The organism is Curtobacterium sp. RM9, from assembly GCF_054956955.1.
Genome location: NZ_CM143271.1, coordinates 2,730,777 through 2,745,373, shown reverse-complemented (window position 1 = coordinate 2,745,373; position 14,597 = coordinate 2,730,777). Strand labels below are relative to the sequence as shown.

General features: G+C 71.9%; 15 protein-coding genes. 12 read left to right on the top strand and 3 right to left on the bottom strand.

The window, feature by feature from the left end; genetic code table 11:
* Positions 1-90 precede the first annotated feature (90 nt).
* Positions 91-750, top strand: coding sequence for a TetR/AcrR family transcriptional regulator (locus ACY3FI_RS13000; protein ID WP_462547976.1), 660 nt, complete (start codon positions 91-93; stop codon positions 748-750).
* 99 nt (positions 751-849) lie between these two features.
* Here the strand turns inward: ACY3FI_RS13000 and ACY3FI_RS12995 are convergent, their stop codons facing one another.
* A complete protein-coding gene (locus tag ACY3FI_RS12995; protein ID WP_462547975.1) occupies positions 850-2,481 on the bottom strand; it encodes a dolichyl-phosphate-mannose--protein mannosyltransferase in 1,632 nt (543 codons plus the stop codon).
* Between the two features lie 54 nt (positions 2,482-2,535).
* Here ACY3FI_RS12995 and rsmI point away from each other — a divergent pair, with 54 nt between their 5' ends.
* The 6 genes from rsmI to ACY3FI_RS12965 all read left to right on the top strand — a co-directional run bounded on the left by rsmI (position 2,536) and on the right by ACY3FI_RS12965 (position 7,910).
* Positions 2,536-3,357 (top strand): 16S rRNA (cytidine(1402)-2'-O)-methyltransferase, encoded by an 822-nt coding sequence (gene rsmI / locus ACY3FI_RS12990; RefSeq protein ID WP_462547974.1) that lies wholly within the window; start codon positions 2,536-2,538, stop codon positions 3,355-3,357.
* A 120-nt stretch (positions 3,358-3,477) separates the two neighbouring features.
* Positions 3,478-5,055 (top strand): methionine--tRNA ligase, encoded by a 1,578-nt coding sequence (metG, locus tag ACY3FI_RS12985; protein ID WP_462547973.1) that lies wholly within the window; start codon positions 3,478-3,480, stop codon positions 5,053-5,055.
* The gene (locus ACY3FI_RS12980; protein WP_462547972.1) at positions 5,052-5,981 is read left to right on the top strand and encodes a TatD family hydrolase; all 930 of its coding nucleotides are present in this window, start codon (positions 5,052-5,054) and stop codon (positions 5,979-5,981) included. Before metG ends, ACY3FI_RS12980 begins: the two co-directional genes overlap by 4 nt.
* A 2-nt stretch (positions 5,982-5,983) precedes the next feature.
* On the top strand, positions 5,984-6,862 hold the full coding sequence (rsmA, locus tag ACY3FI_RS12975) for a 16S rRNA (adenine(1518)-N(6)/adenine(1519)-N(6))-dimethyltransferase RsmA (protein ID WP_462547971.1): 879 nt from the start codon (positions 5,984-5,986) through the stop codon (positions 6,860-6,862).
* 10 nt (positions 6,863-6,872) lie between these two features.
* Complete coding sequence (locus ACY3FI_RS12970) at positions 6,873-7,325, top strand: hypothetical protein (protein WP_462547970.1); 453 nt, start codon at positions 6,873-6,875, stop codon at positions 7,323-7,325.
* Positions 7,326-7,370: 45 nt separating this feature from the next.
* On the top strand, positions 7,371-7,910 hold the full coding sequence (locus ACY3FI_RS12965) for a hypothetical protein (protein ID WP_462547969.1): 540 nt from the start codon (positions 7,371-7,373) through the stop codon (positions 7,908-7,910).
* On the opposite strand, the gene ACY3FI_RS12960 is transcribed toward ACY3FI_RS12965, so the two are convergent.
* A complete protein-coding gene (locus ACY3FI_RS12960) occupies positions 7,907-8,647 on the bottom strand; it encodes an SDR family oxidoreductase (RefSeq protein ID WP_462547968.1) in 741 nt (246 codons plus the stop codon). The two genes, ACY3FI_RS12965 and ACY3FI_RS12960, sit on opposite strands and share 4 nt — an antisense overlap.
* A 101-nt stretch (positions 8,648-8,748) precedes the next feature.
* On the opposite strand from ACY3FI_RS12960, the gene ACY3FI_RS12955 reads away from it, so the two are divergent.
* Positions 8,749-9,606, top strand: a complete 858-nt coding sequence (locus ACY3FI_RS12955) for a helix-turn-helix transcriptional regulator (RefSeq protein WP_462547967.1) — start codon at positions 8,749-8,751, stop codon at positions 9,604-9,606.
* Between the two features lie 3 nt (positions 9,607-9,609).
* Here the strand turns inward: ACY3FI_RS12955 and ACY3FI_RS12950 are convergent, their stop codons facing one another.
* Entirely contained in the window at positions 9,610-10,110 is a 501-nt protein-coding gene (locus ACY3FI_RS12950) for a hypothetical protein (RefSeq protein ID WP_462547966.1), read from the bottom strand.
* 93 nt (positions 10,111-10,203) lie between these two features.
* On the opposite strand from ACY3FI_RS12950, the gene ACY3FI_RS12945 reads away from it, so the two are divergent.
* The 4 genes from ACY3FI_RS12945 to ACY3FI_RS12930 all read left to right on the top strand — a co-directional run bounded on the left by ACY3FI_RS12945 (position 10,204) and on the right by ACY3FI_RS12930 (position 14,581).
* Complete coding sequence (locus ACY3FI_RS12945) at positions 10,204-11,202, top strand: ATP-grasp domain-containing protein (RefSeq protein ID WP_462547965.1); 999 nt, start codon at positions 10,204-10,206, stop codon at positions 11,200-11,202.
* Between the two features lie 86 nt (positions 11,203-11,288).
* On the top strand, positions 11,289-12,335 hold the full coding sequence (locus tag ACY3FI_RS12940; protein ID WP_462547964.1) for an LLM class flavin-dependent oxidoreductase: 1,047 nt from the start codon (positions 11,289-11,291) through the stop codon (positions 12,333-12,335).
* Positions 12,335-13,639 (top strand): O-acetylhomoserine aminocarboxypropyltransferase/cysteine synthase family protein, encoded by a 1,305-nt coding sequence (locus ACY3FI_RS12935; protein WP_462547963.1) that lies wholly within the window; start codon positions 12,335-12,337, stop codon positions 13,637-13,639. The genes ACY3FI_RS12940 and ACY3FI_RS12935 overlap by 1 nt, the downstream gene beginning before the upstream one ends.
* 9 nt (positions 13,640-13,648) lie before the next feature.
* Complete coding sequence (locus ACY3FI_RS12930; protein ID WP_462547962.1) at positions 13,649-14,581, top strand: 4-(cytidine 5'-diphospho)-2-C-methyl-D-erythritol kinase; 933 nt, start codon at positions 13,649-13,651, stop codon at positions 14,579-14,581.
* The last annotated feature ends 16 nt before the right edge of the window (positions 14,582-14,597 follow it).

Here is a 14,597-nt window from a genome sequence, read left to right as displayed (position 1 = left end):
CGGATGCGGTGCATCCGTTTGTGGTCAGTGTAGACTGAAACGGACGGACCGCATCCGTTTGTTCCCAGAAATTCCGACTACGTTCGATCCGTGAGCACCACCGAGTCCGCGCCCGACCTCGAGCGCCCCCTGCGCGCCGATGCCGCGCGCAACCGTGAGCTGATCCTGCAGACGGCTCGCCGGTGCTTCGCGGAGCGCGGGCTGTCGGTCACGCTCAACGACATCGCGCACGAGGCCGGGGTCGGCGTCGGCACGGTCTACCGTCGGTTCGCCGACAAGGACGCCCTGATCGAGGCGCTCCTCGCGACGAAGTTCGAGGCGATGAACGACGCCGCGGCACGTGCGGCGCAGGAGACCGACCCGCGCGAGGCACTGCGGGTCTACCTGATGGGGGTGTTCGAGTTCCGGGCGCGTGACCGGGCACTCGCGGACGCCATCGTCCGCGCCGGCAAGGCCCGACCGTCGATCGTCTCCGAGCGCGACCGGCTCGAACGACAGGTCGCGGTCATCATCGAGCGCGCCGAACGGGCCGGCGTCGTCCGTGCGGGCTTCGACTACCGCGACCTCCCGATGCTCACGACGATGGTCGGCGCGGTCGCGGACGTGACCCGCGCGCACGACCCGGACGCGTGGCGGCGCTACGCCGAGGTCGTGCTCGAGGGCGTGCTCCCGGGCGGCACCACCGCGCCGATGACCGGCGACCCGCTCGACCGCACGTCGATCGAGCGGGCGCTGCACGCGCAGTCCTGACCGTCGCCCGCCGCACGCGCACGCGCACGCGCACGCATGCGCTCGCCGCACGCGCATGCGCCCGCCGCACGCGCAAGCGGGGCCGTGCGCCCGCGCCGGCTACAGCCAGCTCGGCAGCCAGTAGTGCGACCGGATGAAGTCCCACGGCCTCTGCATGCCGGTCCACATCGGGAACCAGTACGCCGACGCCAGCACGACCACGCCGAGGTACACCCCCACCCAGGTGATCGCCCGCGTCCGTCGGCCGCGCGGGTCGTCCCGTGACCCGAGCACGAGCCCGATCGCGGCGGCCAGCGCCATCACCATGAAGGGTTCGAACGCCACCGTGTAGAACTGGAACACCGTGCGGTCGACGTAGAGCAGCCACGGCAGGTACCCCGCCGCGACGCCGAGCAGCACGAAGCCGTACTCCCACCGGCGACGCAGCACCCAGAGCACGAGCAGGGCGACCGTGGCGATCACCGCGGCGTACCAGATGAACGGGTTCGCGATGCTCGTGATGGCCTCGCCGCAGCGCGTCGCCGTGCAGCCGTCCTGCCCGGCGTCCGTGCCGACGTAGTACATCGACGTCGGCCGCTGCATCACGAGCCAGAGCAGCGGGTTCGCCTGGTACGAGTGCGGCGTGTGCAGACCGATGTTGAAGCCGTAGATCTCCGACTGGTAGTGCCACCAGTCCTGCAACGAGTCCGGCACCCAGGCGAGCACCCCGGTCCAGCGTTCCCCACCCGTGCCGATCCAGTTGCGGTCCCACCCGCTCTTCGACACGAACCACCCGGTCCACGACGCGAGGTACGTGGCGGCCGCGATCGGCACCGTGAGCAGGAACGACACGGGGGCCTGTTGCAGCAACGCGCTGGACGCCCAGAACTCCACGCCCGCACGACGCCGCAGCATCATGTCGCTGAGCACCGCGTACAGGCCGAAGAACGCCAGGAAGTAGAGTCCCGACCACTTGGTCGCGGCCGCCATCCCGAGCGCGAGCCCCATCGCGAGCAGCCACGGCCGCCAGAGCAGCACCGGACCCCAGAGCGTGTCCCGGTTCGCCTCCGCCCGCCGGCGCACCCACGCGTCGAGGCGGCGCTCGGTCCACCTCCGGTCGAGCAGGAGCGCTCCCGCACCGAGCACGACGAAGAACGTCAGGATGCCGTCGAGCAGCGTCACCCGGGAGAGCACGATCGCCTGCCCGTCGATCGCGAGCAGGAACCCGGCGAGCGTGCCGACCATCGTCGACCGGAAGAGCGACCGGGCGATGAGGGCGGTGAGCAGGACCGTCGCGGTGCCGAGCACGGCGACCGTGAAGCGCCACCCGAACGAACTGTCCGCGCCGAACAGCAGCATCCCGAGCCCGATCAGGTACTTGCCGAGCGGGGGATGGGCGATGAACTCGGCGGCGCTCGTGAAGATGTCGGTCTCGCCGGAGGCGAAGCGCTGGTCGGTCGTCCGGACGCCGTCCCCGGTCGGGTTCGGCGGCCAGGTGCCCTCGTACCCGAGGTGCACGATCGACCAGCCGTCCTTAACGTAGTACGTCTCGTCGAACACCAGGCTGTGTGGGTGCCCGAGGCCGACGAGCCGGAGCACGGCGGCGAGCAACGTGACGGCCAGCGGACCCGTCCACCGCCAGACGGCGACGCGTCGACCCGTGGACAGTGTCCGTGCCCACCAGTCGTCGAGGCGGGAGCCGACCGGCTCGTCGGGCACGGCCGTGCGGTCGTCGGTCAGCTCGCTCGTCATCGCAGTGCATCCTACGGATCGCTCCCATGACGCCACTGGCACCACAATGGGGAGGTGATCGTCCTCGCAGCCACCCCCATCGGCAACCTCGGCGACGCGTCGCGCCGACTCGTCGAGACCCTGTCGAACGCGAGCGTCGTCGCCGCCGAGGACACCCGGACTGCGATCCACCTGATGCGGGCGCTCGGCATCGAGAACCGCCCGCGGCTCGTCGCACTGCACGAGCACAACGAGCGGGCGAAGGCGTCCGAGGTCGTCGAGCTCGCCCGTGACGAGGACGTGGTGGTCCTCACCGACGCCGGCATGCCGGCCATCAGCGACCCCGGGTTCCCCCTCGTCGAGGCGGCTGCCGCCGCAGGGGTCACCGTCACCGCCCTGCCCGGCCCGTCGGCCGTGCTCATGGCGCTCGCGGTGTCCGGCCTGCCGACCGACCGCTTCAGCTTCGAGGGCTTCCCGACCAGGAAGGGCGGCGAGCGACGCCGCCTGTTCGCGTCGCTCGCGGGCGAGCAGCGCACGATGGTCTTCTTCGAGTCGCCGCACCGGCTCGCCGACACGCTGGCCGACATGGCAGCCGGCTTCGGCGACGAGCGGCGCGCCGTCGTGTGCCGTGAGCTCACGAAGCTGCACGAGGAGGTCCGCCGCGACTCGCTCGCCGGGCTGGCCGCCTGGGCGGCGGAGGGCGTGCGCGGCGAGATCTGCGTCGTCGTCGAGGGATCGAGCGGCGCACTCGACGTCACGAGCATCGAGGACGGGGTCCGCCTGGTGCTCGAGCGGGTCTCCGCCGGGTCGCGCATGAAGGAGGCCGCGGTCGCGGTCGCGGACGCGACCGGGCTGTCGAAGCGCGACCTCTACGAGGGCGCGCTCGCGGCGCGGTAGGCGCGACCACGGTCGGACTGGAGGCGCGGTGCGGGCCCGCCCCGTTCCTCCCGTCCGGTTCTCCACAGGTGGCGCGCGGGGCGCGTCATGCGGCTGCCGCCCGCCCGTAGGATGGTCCGCATGTCCGACGGGTCCTCGTTCAGCATCACCACGCCGATCTTCTACGTGAACGACGTGCCCCACATCGGGCACGCCTACACCGAGGTCGCCGCGGACGTCCTCGCGCGCTGGCACCGGCAGCGCGGTGACGACACCTGGCTGCTGACCGGTACCGACGAGCACGGCCAGAAGATCCTGCGCACCGCCAGCGCCAACGACGTGTCGCCGAAGGAGTGGGCCGACCGCCTCGTCACCGACGCGTGGAAGCCGCTGCTCGACACCGTCGACGTCGCGAACGACGACTTCATCCGCACCACCGACGAGCGCCACGAGCGGGGTGTGACGGCGTTTCTGCAGAAGCTGTACGACGACGGCTTCATCTACGCCGGCGAGTTCGAGGGCTTCTACTGCGTCGGGTGCGAAGAGTACAAGCAGCCGAGCGACCTCGTCCCCGGCACGGGCGCGTACGAGGGGCAGCAGGTCTGCGCGATCCACTCGATCCCGGTCGAGGTGCTGTCCGAGCGCAACTACTTCTTCCGGATGAGCGACTTCGAGCAGCGCCTGCTCGACCTCTACGAGTCGAACCCGCAGTTCATCCAGCCCGAGAGCGTCCGCAACGAGATCGTCTCGTTCGTCAAGCAGGGCCTGCGCGACCTCTCGATCTCGCGGTCGAGCTTCGACTGGGGCATCACGATCCCGTGGGACTCCGACCACGTGCTCTACGTGTGGTTCGACGCACTCCTGAACTACGTCACCGCTCTCGGGTACGGCAGCGACGACGACGAGGCGTTCCGGCGCCTGTGGCCGAGCGTGCACATCGTGGGCAAGGACATCGCTCGGTTCCACGCCGTGATCTGGCCCGCCATGCTGATGGCTGCCGGCCTGCCCGTGCCCGAGCGGGTGTTCGGCCACGGCTGGCTCCTCGTCGGCGGCGAGAAGATGTCGAAGTCGAAGCTGACCGGCATCGCGCCGTCGGAGATCACCGACACGTTCGGTTCGGACGCCTTCCGGTACTACTTCCTCCGGGCCATCACCTTCGGGCAGGACGGCAACTTCAGCTGGGAGGACATCTCCGCCCGGTACTCCGCCGACCTCGCGAACGGCTTCGGCAACCTGGCGTCGCGTCTGGTGGCGATGCTGCAGAAGTACTTCGACGGGACCGTCCCGTCGCGCGGTGCGCTGAGCGCCTCCGACGAGGCCATCGACGCCCTCGCGGTCTCCGTCACCGAGCGTGCCGACGCCGCCATCCAGGCGTTCGCCCCGCACGAGGCGATCGCCGCCGTGTGGGAGCTCGTGGACGCGCTGAACGGGTACATCACCGAGCAGGAGCCCTGGGCCCTCGCGAAGGACGAGGCCCAGCGCGAGCGCCTCGGGACCGTCCTCGCGACCGCGCTGCGCGGTCTCGGCACGGTCAACGTCCTCGTGTCGCCGGTGATGCCGAAGGCCACGGCCAAGCTCTGGGCCTCGATCGGCGCCGGCGGCTCGGTCAGCGAGCAGCGCGTCGACCGTGCGTGGGAGTGGCAGGGAGCCGCGCAGGTGACCCCGCTCGAGTCCGGGCTCTTCCCGCGCATCGAGCAGGCGGAGCAGGGCGCAGCGTGACGGACGCGGCGCACGTCCGGGCACGTGGCGACGGCTCGTCCGGCGGGTCCTCTCGCGACCTGAGCTACCCGCCCCTGCCGCAGGCGCTCGTCGTGCCGGTGTACGACAACCACACCCACATGGAGATCGCCGACGGTGTCGGAGAGGGCGGCGACGGTCCGCTCGACTACCGCGAGCACCTCGACCGCGCGTCCAGCGTGGGCGTCCGCGGCGTCGTGCAGGTCGGCACCGACCTGGCGACCTCGGAGTGGTCCGCGCAGATCGCCGCGCGTGAGCCCCGTGTGCTGGCCGCCGTCGCGCTGCACCCGAACGAGGCCCCGGTGCTCGACGAGCAGGGACTCCTCGACGAGCACCTCGCCGGCATCGAGCGACTCGCGGCGCTGCCGCGCGTCCGGGCGATCGGCGAGACGGGGCTCGACTTCTTCCGCACCGGCGAGGACGGCCGTGCCGCCCAGGTCCGGTCGTTCGAGGAGCACATCCGCATCGCGAAGGAGCACGACCTCGCGCTGACGATCCACGACCGCGACGCGCACGACGCCGTGGTCGAGGTCCTCGACCGCGTGGGCGCTCCCGAGAAGACCGTCTTCCACTGCTTCTCCGGTGGCCCCGACCTCGCCCGGCTGTGTGCCGAGCGCGGGTGGTACATGTCCTTCGCCGGCACGGTCACGTTCAAGAACGCCCAGACGCTGCGCGACGCGCTGCAGGTGGCACCCAGACACCTGGTCATGATCGAGACGGACGCGCCGTTCCTCACCCCGACGCCGTACCGGGGGCGTCCGAACGCGCCGTACCTGATCCCGCTCACGCTCCGGTCGATGGCCGAGACCCTCGGCACCGACGCATCGATGCTCGCCGCACAGATCGCATCCACCACCGAGCTCGTGTACGGCGCATGGGACGCCGAACCCGTCACGGTGGACGAGTAGGCGTGGCAGCGCTCCTCGGCCCGGCGGAGATCCGGGACCTCGCCGCTCAGCTCGACGTGACCCCCACGAAGAAGCTCGGGCAGAACTTCGTGCACGACGCCAACACCGTGCGACGGATCGTCACCGCCGGGCGCGTCACCGCGGACTCGACCGTGCTCGAGATCGGTCCCGGGCTCGGCTCGCTCACCCTCGGACTGACCGAGACCGGCGCCTCGGTGACCGCCGTCGAGATCGACGGTCGACTCGCGGCGCAGCTCCCCGCGACGGTGTCCGCCATGCAGCCCGACGCCCGCCTGCACGTGGTGCACCAGGACGCCCTCGCGCTGACAGCAGACGAGCTCCCCGAAGCGCCGACCCACGTCGTGGCGAACCTGCCGTACAACGTCTCGGTGCCCGTCCTCCTGCACCTGCTCGCGACGTTCCCGACGATCGAACGCGTGCTCGTCATGGTGCAGGCCGAGGTCGGCTACCGCATCGCCGCGGGGCCCGGCAGCAAGGTCTACGGCGCCCCGAGCGTCAAGGCCGCCTGGTACGGCTCGTGGTCGACCGCCGGACAGATCAGCCGGCAGGTCTTCTGGCCGGTGCCGAACGTCGACAGCGTCCTCGTGGGCTTCGACCGTCACGACCAGCCCGGCGACGAAGCCCTGCGCGCGCAGGTGTTCGCCCTCGTGGACGGTGCGTTCCAGCAGCGGCGGAAGATGCTCCGGCAGAGTCTGTCCGGCGTGCTCGGCGGCAGCGCCCGGGCGTCCGAGGTGCTCACCGCGGCGGGGATCGACCCGACCGCGCGGGGCGAGGCCATCAGCCCGGACGACTTCGTGCGCCTCGGCCGGACGGCGCTCGACGCCGGCGCACAGGCACCGACTGCGCCTGAAGCGCCCTAGGCTCCTCGGGGTGCGTCGCCGGCCTTCCCGCCTCGCAGTGGGCATCACCGCCGCCTTCCTGCTCGGTGGCGCGACCCTCGTCGTGTTCGCCGTCCGTGGGGTCGTCCTCGACGTCACGGACGACACGTCGTGGGTGGCGATCGTGTCTGGGCTCTCGCTCGTCACGTGGGGTGTGGCCTTCCACCGCCTCGGCTCCGACGACGGGCACGGTCACGAGGCAGACGACGACGGGCCGCTGCTGCGCGACGGGGTCGGTTCTGCGGCCCTCTTCGCCATGGCCGGCACCGGCGCGTACTGGGCCAGCCGGAGCCTCTTCGGACACTCGGCGACCGTCGCGATCGCGATCGCGGCGACGATCGTCGGCCTGCAGGTGCTCAACCGGTGGCTCGACGCGGTGCTCGCCCGCCGCAGGGCCGACGGCGCCGGCTCCGGGGCGGCAGGCCTCGCGGTCGATGACCACTGAGTCCGGACTGTTCCGGCTCGCCGCTCGTCGCTCTACGCTGACGCCATGACCGACGGCACGGTACGGACGCACGCGCAGGGCATGGCGACGGGCCGAGTCACGGCGGCCACGGGCAGGACGCCGACCGACTGGTACGCCCTGCTCGACGCCGCCGACGGCCGGTCGATCGGGCACACTGCGATCGCCGGGCACCTCGTCGGCCTCGGCGTCGACCCGTGGTGGGCACAGGGCGTCACGATCGGCTACGAGCAGTCGCGCGGACTCCGCATCCCGGGGCAGCGGTCCGACGGCACCTTCGCGGTGTCGGCGTCGCGCCAGGTCCCGGGGGAGCGGGAGTCCGTGCTCGACCGGATCGTCACGCTGTGCTCCGACGTGTTCGGCTTCGCCCCCACGTCCGAGCGCCGCGGTGGCAAGCGCCCCTCGGCACGGTGGACGTTCCCGGACCGCGAGTCCGTCCTCGTGACCACCGAGGACGGACCCCGCGAGGGCACGGTGCGGATCGCGGCGCAGCGCGAACGACTGACCGGTCCGGACCGGATGCCCGAGGCCAAGGCGAGCCTGCAGGAGCTCCTCGCCCGGTTCTAGTGACCGCGGCTCGCCATCGCCTCGAGGATCTGCTGGTGCGTCCCGTCGCGCTCGGCCCACCGCAGCGGCTGCACGTTCTCGACGAGGATCTCCGGCGCCGCACCCGACTCGATCAGGCGCATCACCTCGTCGGTGAAGGCGTCGAGCGGCATCCCGCCGAAGTCCTGACCACCCATCAGCTCGGTCTGCACGGCCGGCGGCACGAGTTCGAGCACGGACACCGAGCTGCCGACGAGCTGCTGCCGGAGCGCCTGCGTGTACGAGTGCACGGCTGCCTTCGTGGCGTTGTAGGTGGGCGTCGCGGTCAGCGGCACGAAGGCGAGGCCCGACGACACGGTCATGAGCGTCGCGGCGGGGCGGGTGAGCAGGTGCGGCAGGAACGCGTCGATGAGCCGGATCGTGCCGACGAGGTTCGTCTGGACGGTCTCGAGCGCGTCACCGATGTGGTCGGGGGAGCGGAGGTCCTCGTTCCGCATGATGCCCGACATGGTGACGACGGTGTCGAGTTCCGGGTACCGGCCGAGGACGTCCTCGGCCGCGGCGCTGATCGAGTCCCCGTCGGCGACGTCGATGACGACCGTGCCGAAGCCGTGCTCGGCGGCGAGGGCGTCGAGGCGGTCCTGCCGGCGACCGCCGATGACGACGGTGCTCCCGGCTGCCTGCAGCCGCTGGGCGAGTGCGAGGCCGAGGCCCGAGGTGGCGCCGGAGATGAAGACGGTGCTGTTCGTGGTGTCCATGCCGTCCACGATGCTCCCGGTCCTGCGGCGGCTCCAGGGCGCGTGCATCGGGGGACCGCCGATCCCTGGCTCTGCTGCGAGGAGCGGTGCACGATGGAGTCGTGGACCGCCCTGCCCTCGCCGACTTCCTGCGCCGCCGCCGCGAGCTCCTGCGTCCGGAGGACGTCGGGCTCGGCACCGGCGCTCGTCGGCGGACGCCGGGGCTCCGTCGCGAGGAGGTGGCCGCCCTCGCAGGGATGAGCGTGGACTACTACACGCGCTTGGAGCAGCAGCGCGGGCCGCAGCCGTCGGAGCAGATGGTGGCGGCGATCGCCCGAGCGCTCCGGTGCAGCCTCGACGAGCGCGACCACCTGTTCCACCTCGCCGGGCACACCGCTCCGGTCCGGATGCACCGTGCCGACCACGTCGACCCCGCCATCCTGCGCGTGCTCGACCGGCTCGAGGACACCCCGGCGATCGTGGTGAGCCACCTGGGCGAGACCCTCGTCGAGAACCGGCTCGCGCGGGCGCTGCTCGGCGGCTCGGTCGACCTGCCCGGCAACGAGCGCTACCAGGCCTGGCGCTGGTTCGTGACCGGCACGGAGCTGGCGAAGTACGCGCCCGAGCAGCACGAGCGCCTCGGGCGCGTGGTGGTCGCCTCGCTCCGGGCCGCGGTCGGACTGGCCGGGCCGAACGACCGTCGGGCGACCGAGCTCGTCGCGGAGCTGCAGCGCCGCAGCCCGGCGTTCCGGGAGCTCTGGGAACGGCACGAGGTGTCGACGCGCTGGTCCGACAACAAGACGATCGTGCAGCCCGAACTCGGACGGATCACCGTGGACTGCCAGGTCCTGCACACCGACGACCAGGCGCAGGCACTCCTGCTCTTCACCGCGCCTCCGGGCAGCGAGGACGCCCAGAAGCTCGAACTGCTCGGTGTCGTCGGGACGCAGCAGTTCGGCCCCGACCGCGTCGCGCGCTGATCGTCAGCGGATCGTGGCGCCCCGGACGCGGAGGGCCTCGAGGACGGCCTGCGGGTCGTTGCACCGGAACCGCAGAGAACGAGCTCCGGCGATCTCTAGCTGCACGCCTGCTCCGTGGTCGAGCAGCACGGCGGTGCCGCCGCTGACGAGCCGGACGCCCAGTCCGCCGGAGTTCAGCGCGGTGAGCTGCACGACGCGCGCCGAGGTGATCTGCGCCGGGTCGATCCGTCGTCGGTACCACCACGGCCGCACCCGGACCTCGAGCAGCGCGTCGATGCGCACGACCATCCGCATCAGCACGATGCCGATGCCGAGGGCGAGCGTCAGCGCGAGGGTCACCACCACGACGCCGATGTCGGACCCGGACGGCGGTCGGTCCTGCCAACCGGCTGGGACGGCGAGCACGAGGGCTGCGATCCCCGCCGAGAGGGCGATCACGCCCCAGCCGATGATCGACGTCACGCGGCCGGACCGGACGGTCTCCTCGTACACGGGGTGGTCCATGCGTTCCACCCTCCCACACAGCTCGGGACCGCTCCGCGCAACGCCGCGTCACACACTTGGGCACGTGCGGTATACCGTGCCTAGGGTGGGCGGGTGAGCACTCCCCGCGTGTACGTCATCCACGAGAACCCCGAGTGGTTCCCGCCGCTCGCCGCCGCCTTCGCAGCCGAGGGCGTCCCGGTCGAGGAGATCCTCCTCACCGAGGGGCAGATCGACCTCGCAGCCGAGCCCGCGCCGGGCGTCTACTGGAGCCGCATGTCGGCGAGCAGCCACACCCGCGGCCACGGGCACAGCAAGGAGTACACCCGCGCGCTCCTCGGCTGGCTGGAGCGCGCCGGACGGACGGTCGTCGGGGGCAGCAACGTCCTCGAGCTCGAGGTCTCGAAGGTCGCCCAGCACGGGTTGCTGCAGGCGGCCGGGTTCGACGTCCCGAGCACGACCGCCGTGTTCGGCACGGGGCCGCTCAAGCAGGCCGCCCGCACCTTCACCGGCGGGCAGGACGGCCCCTTCATCACGAAGCACAACCAGGGCGGCAAGGGCCTCGGCGTCCGTCGCTTCGACTCGCTCGCCGAGTTCGACGCCTACGTCGACGGCCCCGAGTTCGAGGAGCCCGTCGACGGCATCACCCTGCTGCAGGAGTACCTGACGGCCCGCGAGCCGTTCATCACGCGCGCCGAGTTCGTCGGCGGCGAGTTCGTCTACGCGGTCCGGGTGGACACGAGCGCCGGCAGCTTCGAGCTCTGCCCCGCCGACGCGTGCGAGGTCCCGCAGGCCATCGCCGGGGCGGTGTGCGACGTCCCCGGCGCCGAGGCCCCCGGGGCACCCGCCGCATTCAGCCTGCGCGAGGAGGTCACGGCGGAGCACCCGCTCGTGCAGCGGCTCCGCGCGTTCCTGGCCCTGCACGGCATCCAGATCGCGGGCGTCGAGTTCATGGAGACCACCGACGGCCGCACCGTGGTCTACGACATCAACACGAACACGAACTACAACCCCGCCGTCGAGGCGGTCGCGCCGGTCTCCGGCCCGCGCGCGATCGCGCGCTACACCGGCGCGCTCCTCGAGCGCGACTTCGCAGCAGCGACCACGGCCTGAGACGACACCACCCACCGGTCTGGAGGCGCGGTGCGGGCCCGCCCCGCGCCTCCAGACCGTCACTCCCCACCAGCAAGGAACCACTCGTGCGATTCGGATACTGGACCCCGCTCTTCGGCGGCTGGCTGCGCAACGTCGAGGACGAGGACATGCCCGTCACCTTCGACTACGTGAAGCGGCTCGCGCAGCGTGCCGAGCGGATCGGGTTCGACCTGACGCTCGTGCCGGAGCTGAACCTCAACGACATCAAGGGGACGGCGGCGCCGAGCCTCGAGGCGTGGGCACTCGCGGCGGCACTCGCGGCGACGACCGAACGCCTCGAGATCATGGCGGCGATGCGGCCCGGCTACCACCTGCCGGCGGTGACGGCGAAGCAGGCGGCGACCATCGACGAGATCTCCTGCGGTCGCTTCACGTTCAACGTGGTGAGCGCCTGGTGGGCCGAGGAGGCCCGGCAGTACGGCGGCATCTTCTCGGAGCACGACGACCGGTACGCGCGCACCGAGGAGTTCGTGGCGATCCTCAAGGGGCTGTGGGCCGAGACGCCGTTCTCGTTCTCGGGCGAGTACTACGACGTGCAGAACACGCACCTCGAGCCGAAGCCGCGGGTCACGCCGCGCATCTACGCGGGCGGCGAGAGCGAGGCGGGCAAGAGCTCGATCACCCGGTTCGCCGACGCGTACCTGACGCACGGCGGCACGGTGGACGAGCTCCGCACGAAGATCGACGAGATGAAGCGTCGTCGCGAGGACGCGGGCCTGGCCCCGTTCGAGGCGTTCGGCATGGCCGCGTACGTGATCGTGCGCGAGACCGAGGAGGAGGCGCAGGCCGAGCTGGCGCGCATCACCGACGTACAGCACGGCAAGGCGTACGAGTCGTACCAGGACTTCATCTCGAAGTCGCAGCTCGAGCACGTGCCGTCGCTCGAGGACTACTCGGTGTCGAACCGCGGCCTGCGCCCCGGCTTCGTCGGCACTCCGCAGCAGGTCGCCGACCGGATCCGGGAGTTCGAGGACGCCGGGGTCGACACGCTCCTGCTGCAGTTCTCGCCCCAGGCCGAGGAGATGGAGCGCTTCGGCGAGCAGGTCATCCCGCTCGTCCGCGCGTCCGTCCCCGCCGAGCCGGTCGCCTGATGGCCGCCGAGGACGACTGGGCGTTCGAGACCCGGCAGATCCGCGCCGGGTTCAAGGCCGACCCCGGGTTCGGCGGGAACGTCCCGCCGATCGCGCAGACCGCCGCCTTCGTCTACCCGTCGGGCGAGGACGCCGCGGCGCGCTTCCTGCTCGACGCCCCCGGGCACACGTACTCGCGGGTGAACAACCCGTCGGCGGCGGCCCTCGAACGGCGCATCGCGGACCTCGAGGGCGGTGTCGGTGCGCTGGCCCTGGCGTCGGGGCAGGCGGCGACCTCACTCGCCGTCCTCGGCGTCGCCCGCGCCGGCGACCACGTCGTCTCCAGCGCCTCGCTCTACGGCGCGACGTACACGCTCTTCGCATCGACCCTCCGCGACCTCGGGATCACGTTCACCTTCGTGCAGGACCCGACCGACCTGGCGGAGTGGGCCGCGGCGGTGCGCCCGGAGACCCGGGCGTTCTTCGGCGAGAGCATCCCGAACCCGCGCGGCGACGTGCTCGACTTCGCGGGGGTGGCCGGCGTCGCGCACGAGGCCGGGGTCCCGCTCATCGTCGACAACACGATCGCGACGCCGTACCTCGTCCGGCCGATCGAGCACGGCGCGGACATCGTCGTGCACTCGGCGACGAAGTACCTCGCCGGCCACGGCAGCGCGATCGCCGGGATCATCGTCGACAGCGGGAACTTCGACTGGGCGGCACACCCGGAGAAGTACCCGCAGCTGACGACGGTCGAGCAGTCCGGGTTCGCCGGCACGGCCTTCGCCGACAAGTTCGGCCGCCGGGCGTTCATCCAGCGCACCCGGTCGAAGCTCTCGGCGGACCTCGGCCCGGCGATCGCGCCCTTCAACGCGTTCCTCGTCCTGCAGGGCATCCAGACGCTGTCGCTCCGGATGGACCGACACGTGTCCAACGCGGCGACGGTGGCCTCGTGGCTGGACGCGCACGCCCAGGTCGAGCACGTGCACTACGCGGGCCTGCCCTCGTCGCCGTGGCACCACCTGCAGCAGCGGTACGTGCCGAAGGGGCCTTCAGCGGTGCTGGCGTTCGACCTGGCGGGCGGCGTCGACGCGGGGCGACGGTTCGTCGGCGCGCTCGAGCTGTTCGACCACGTGTCGAACATCGGCGACGTGCGGTCGCTCGTCGTGCACCCGGCCTCGACGACGCACGTGCAGATGACCCCGACGGAGCGTGCGGCGGCGGGCGTGGGCGAGGGGCTCATCCGGCTGTCGATCGGCCTCGAGCACGTGGACGACGTCCTCGCCGACCTGGAGCGCGGGTTCGCGGCAGCCGCAGCGGGATAGGTTGGGCGCATGACCTCGCTGGCCGCTCCGACCCGCGTGCGGACGCGCGCTCCCGGCAAGATCAACGTCTACCTCTCCGTCGGTGCGCTGCAGGACGACGGCTACCACGACATCGCGACGGCGTACCAGGCGGTGTCGCTGTACGAGGACGTCTCCGCCGAACCGGCCGACGACTTCTCGGTCACGTTCACCGGTCCGATCGACACGAGCACGGTGCCGACGGACGAGTCGAACCTGGCGATCCGGGCCGCTCGGCTCGTGGCGGACGCCTCCGGGTACCGCGGGGGCGTCCGGCTGACGATCGACAAGCAGGTCCCGGTCGCCGGCGGCATGGGCGGAGGGTCGGCGGACGCCGCGGCGACGTTGCTCGCCGTCGACACGCTCTGGGGCACCGCCCTCGGGCGCGAGGAGCTCCTCCGGCTCGCGGCGCAGCTCGGGGCGGACGTCCCGTTCGCCTTCGCCGGGGGCACCGCGGTCGGCACCGGGCGCGGCGACGAGCTCAGCCCGGCGCTCGCGAAGGGCGAGTTCCACTGGGTCCTCGCCCTGAGCGACGAGGGCCTCAGCACGCCGGTCGTCTACCGCGCGCTCGACGAGCACCGGGATCGCTACCGTGCGGACATCGCCCCCGCGCCGACGACGCCGGTGGTCGAGGCGCACGTGCTGCAGGCGCTCCGCGCGGGCGACCCGTCGCTGCTCGCCGACTGCCTGCACAACGACCTGCAGGCTCCGGCGATGCGGCTCCAGCCGTCGCTCGCCTCGACGATCGAGATCGGCGAGAAGGCCGGCGCGCTCGCGGGTCTGGTGTCCGGCAGCGGTCCGACCGTGGCGTTCCTGGTCGCCGACCGGGACACCGCGCTCGAGGTGCAGGTCGAGCTGAGCGCGGCCGGCATCGTCGCGGTCCGGGCGACCGGGCCGGTGCACGGCGCCCGCGTCGTGCACTGAGGGACGGCCTCGGGCG

What these genes read in the sequence shown, in the direction of transcription:
- ACY3FI_RS12995 (WP_462547975.1), bottom strand. Translation starts at nt 2,481, where the DNA reads ATGACGAGCGAGCTGACCGACGACCGCACGGCCGTGCCCGACGAGCCG.
- metG (WP_462547973.1), top strand. Translation starts at nt 3,478, where the DNA reads ATGTCCGACGGGTCCTCGTTCAGCATCACCACGCCGATCTTCTACGTG.
- ACY3FI_RS12965 (WP_462547969.1), top strand. Translation starts at nt 7,371, where the DNA reads ATGACCGACGGCACGGTACGGACGCACGCGCAGGGCATGGCGACGGGC.
- ACY3FI_RS12960 (WP_462547968.1), bottom strand. Translation starts at nt 8,647, where the DNA reads ATGGACACCACGAACAGCACCGTCTTCATCTCCGGCGCCACCTCGGGC.
- ACY3FI_RS12950 (WP_462547966.1), bottom strand. Translation starts at nt 10,110, where the DNA reads ATGGACCACCCCGTGTACGAGGAGACCGTCCGGTCCGGCCGCGTGACG.
- ACY3FI_RS12935 (WP_462547963.1), top strand. Translation starts at nt 12,335, where the DNA reads ATGGCCGCCGAGGACGACTGGGCGTTCGAGACCCGGCAGATCCGCGCC.
- ACY3FI_RS12930 (WP_462547962.1), top strand. Translation starts at nt 13,649, where the DNA reads ATGACCTCGCTGGCCGCTCCGACCCGCGTGCGGACGCGCGCTCCCGGC.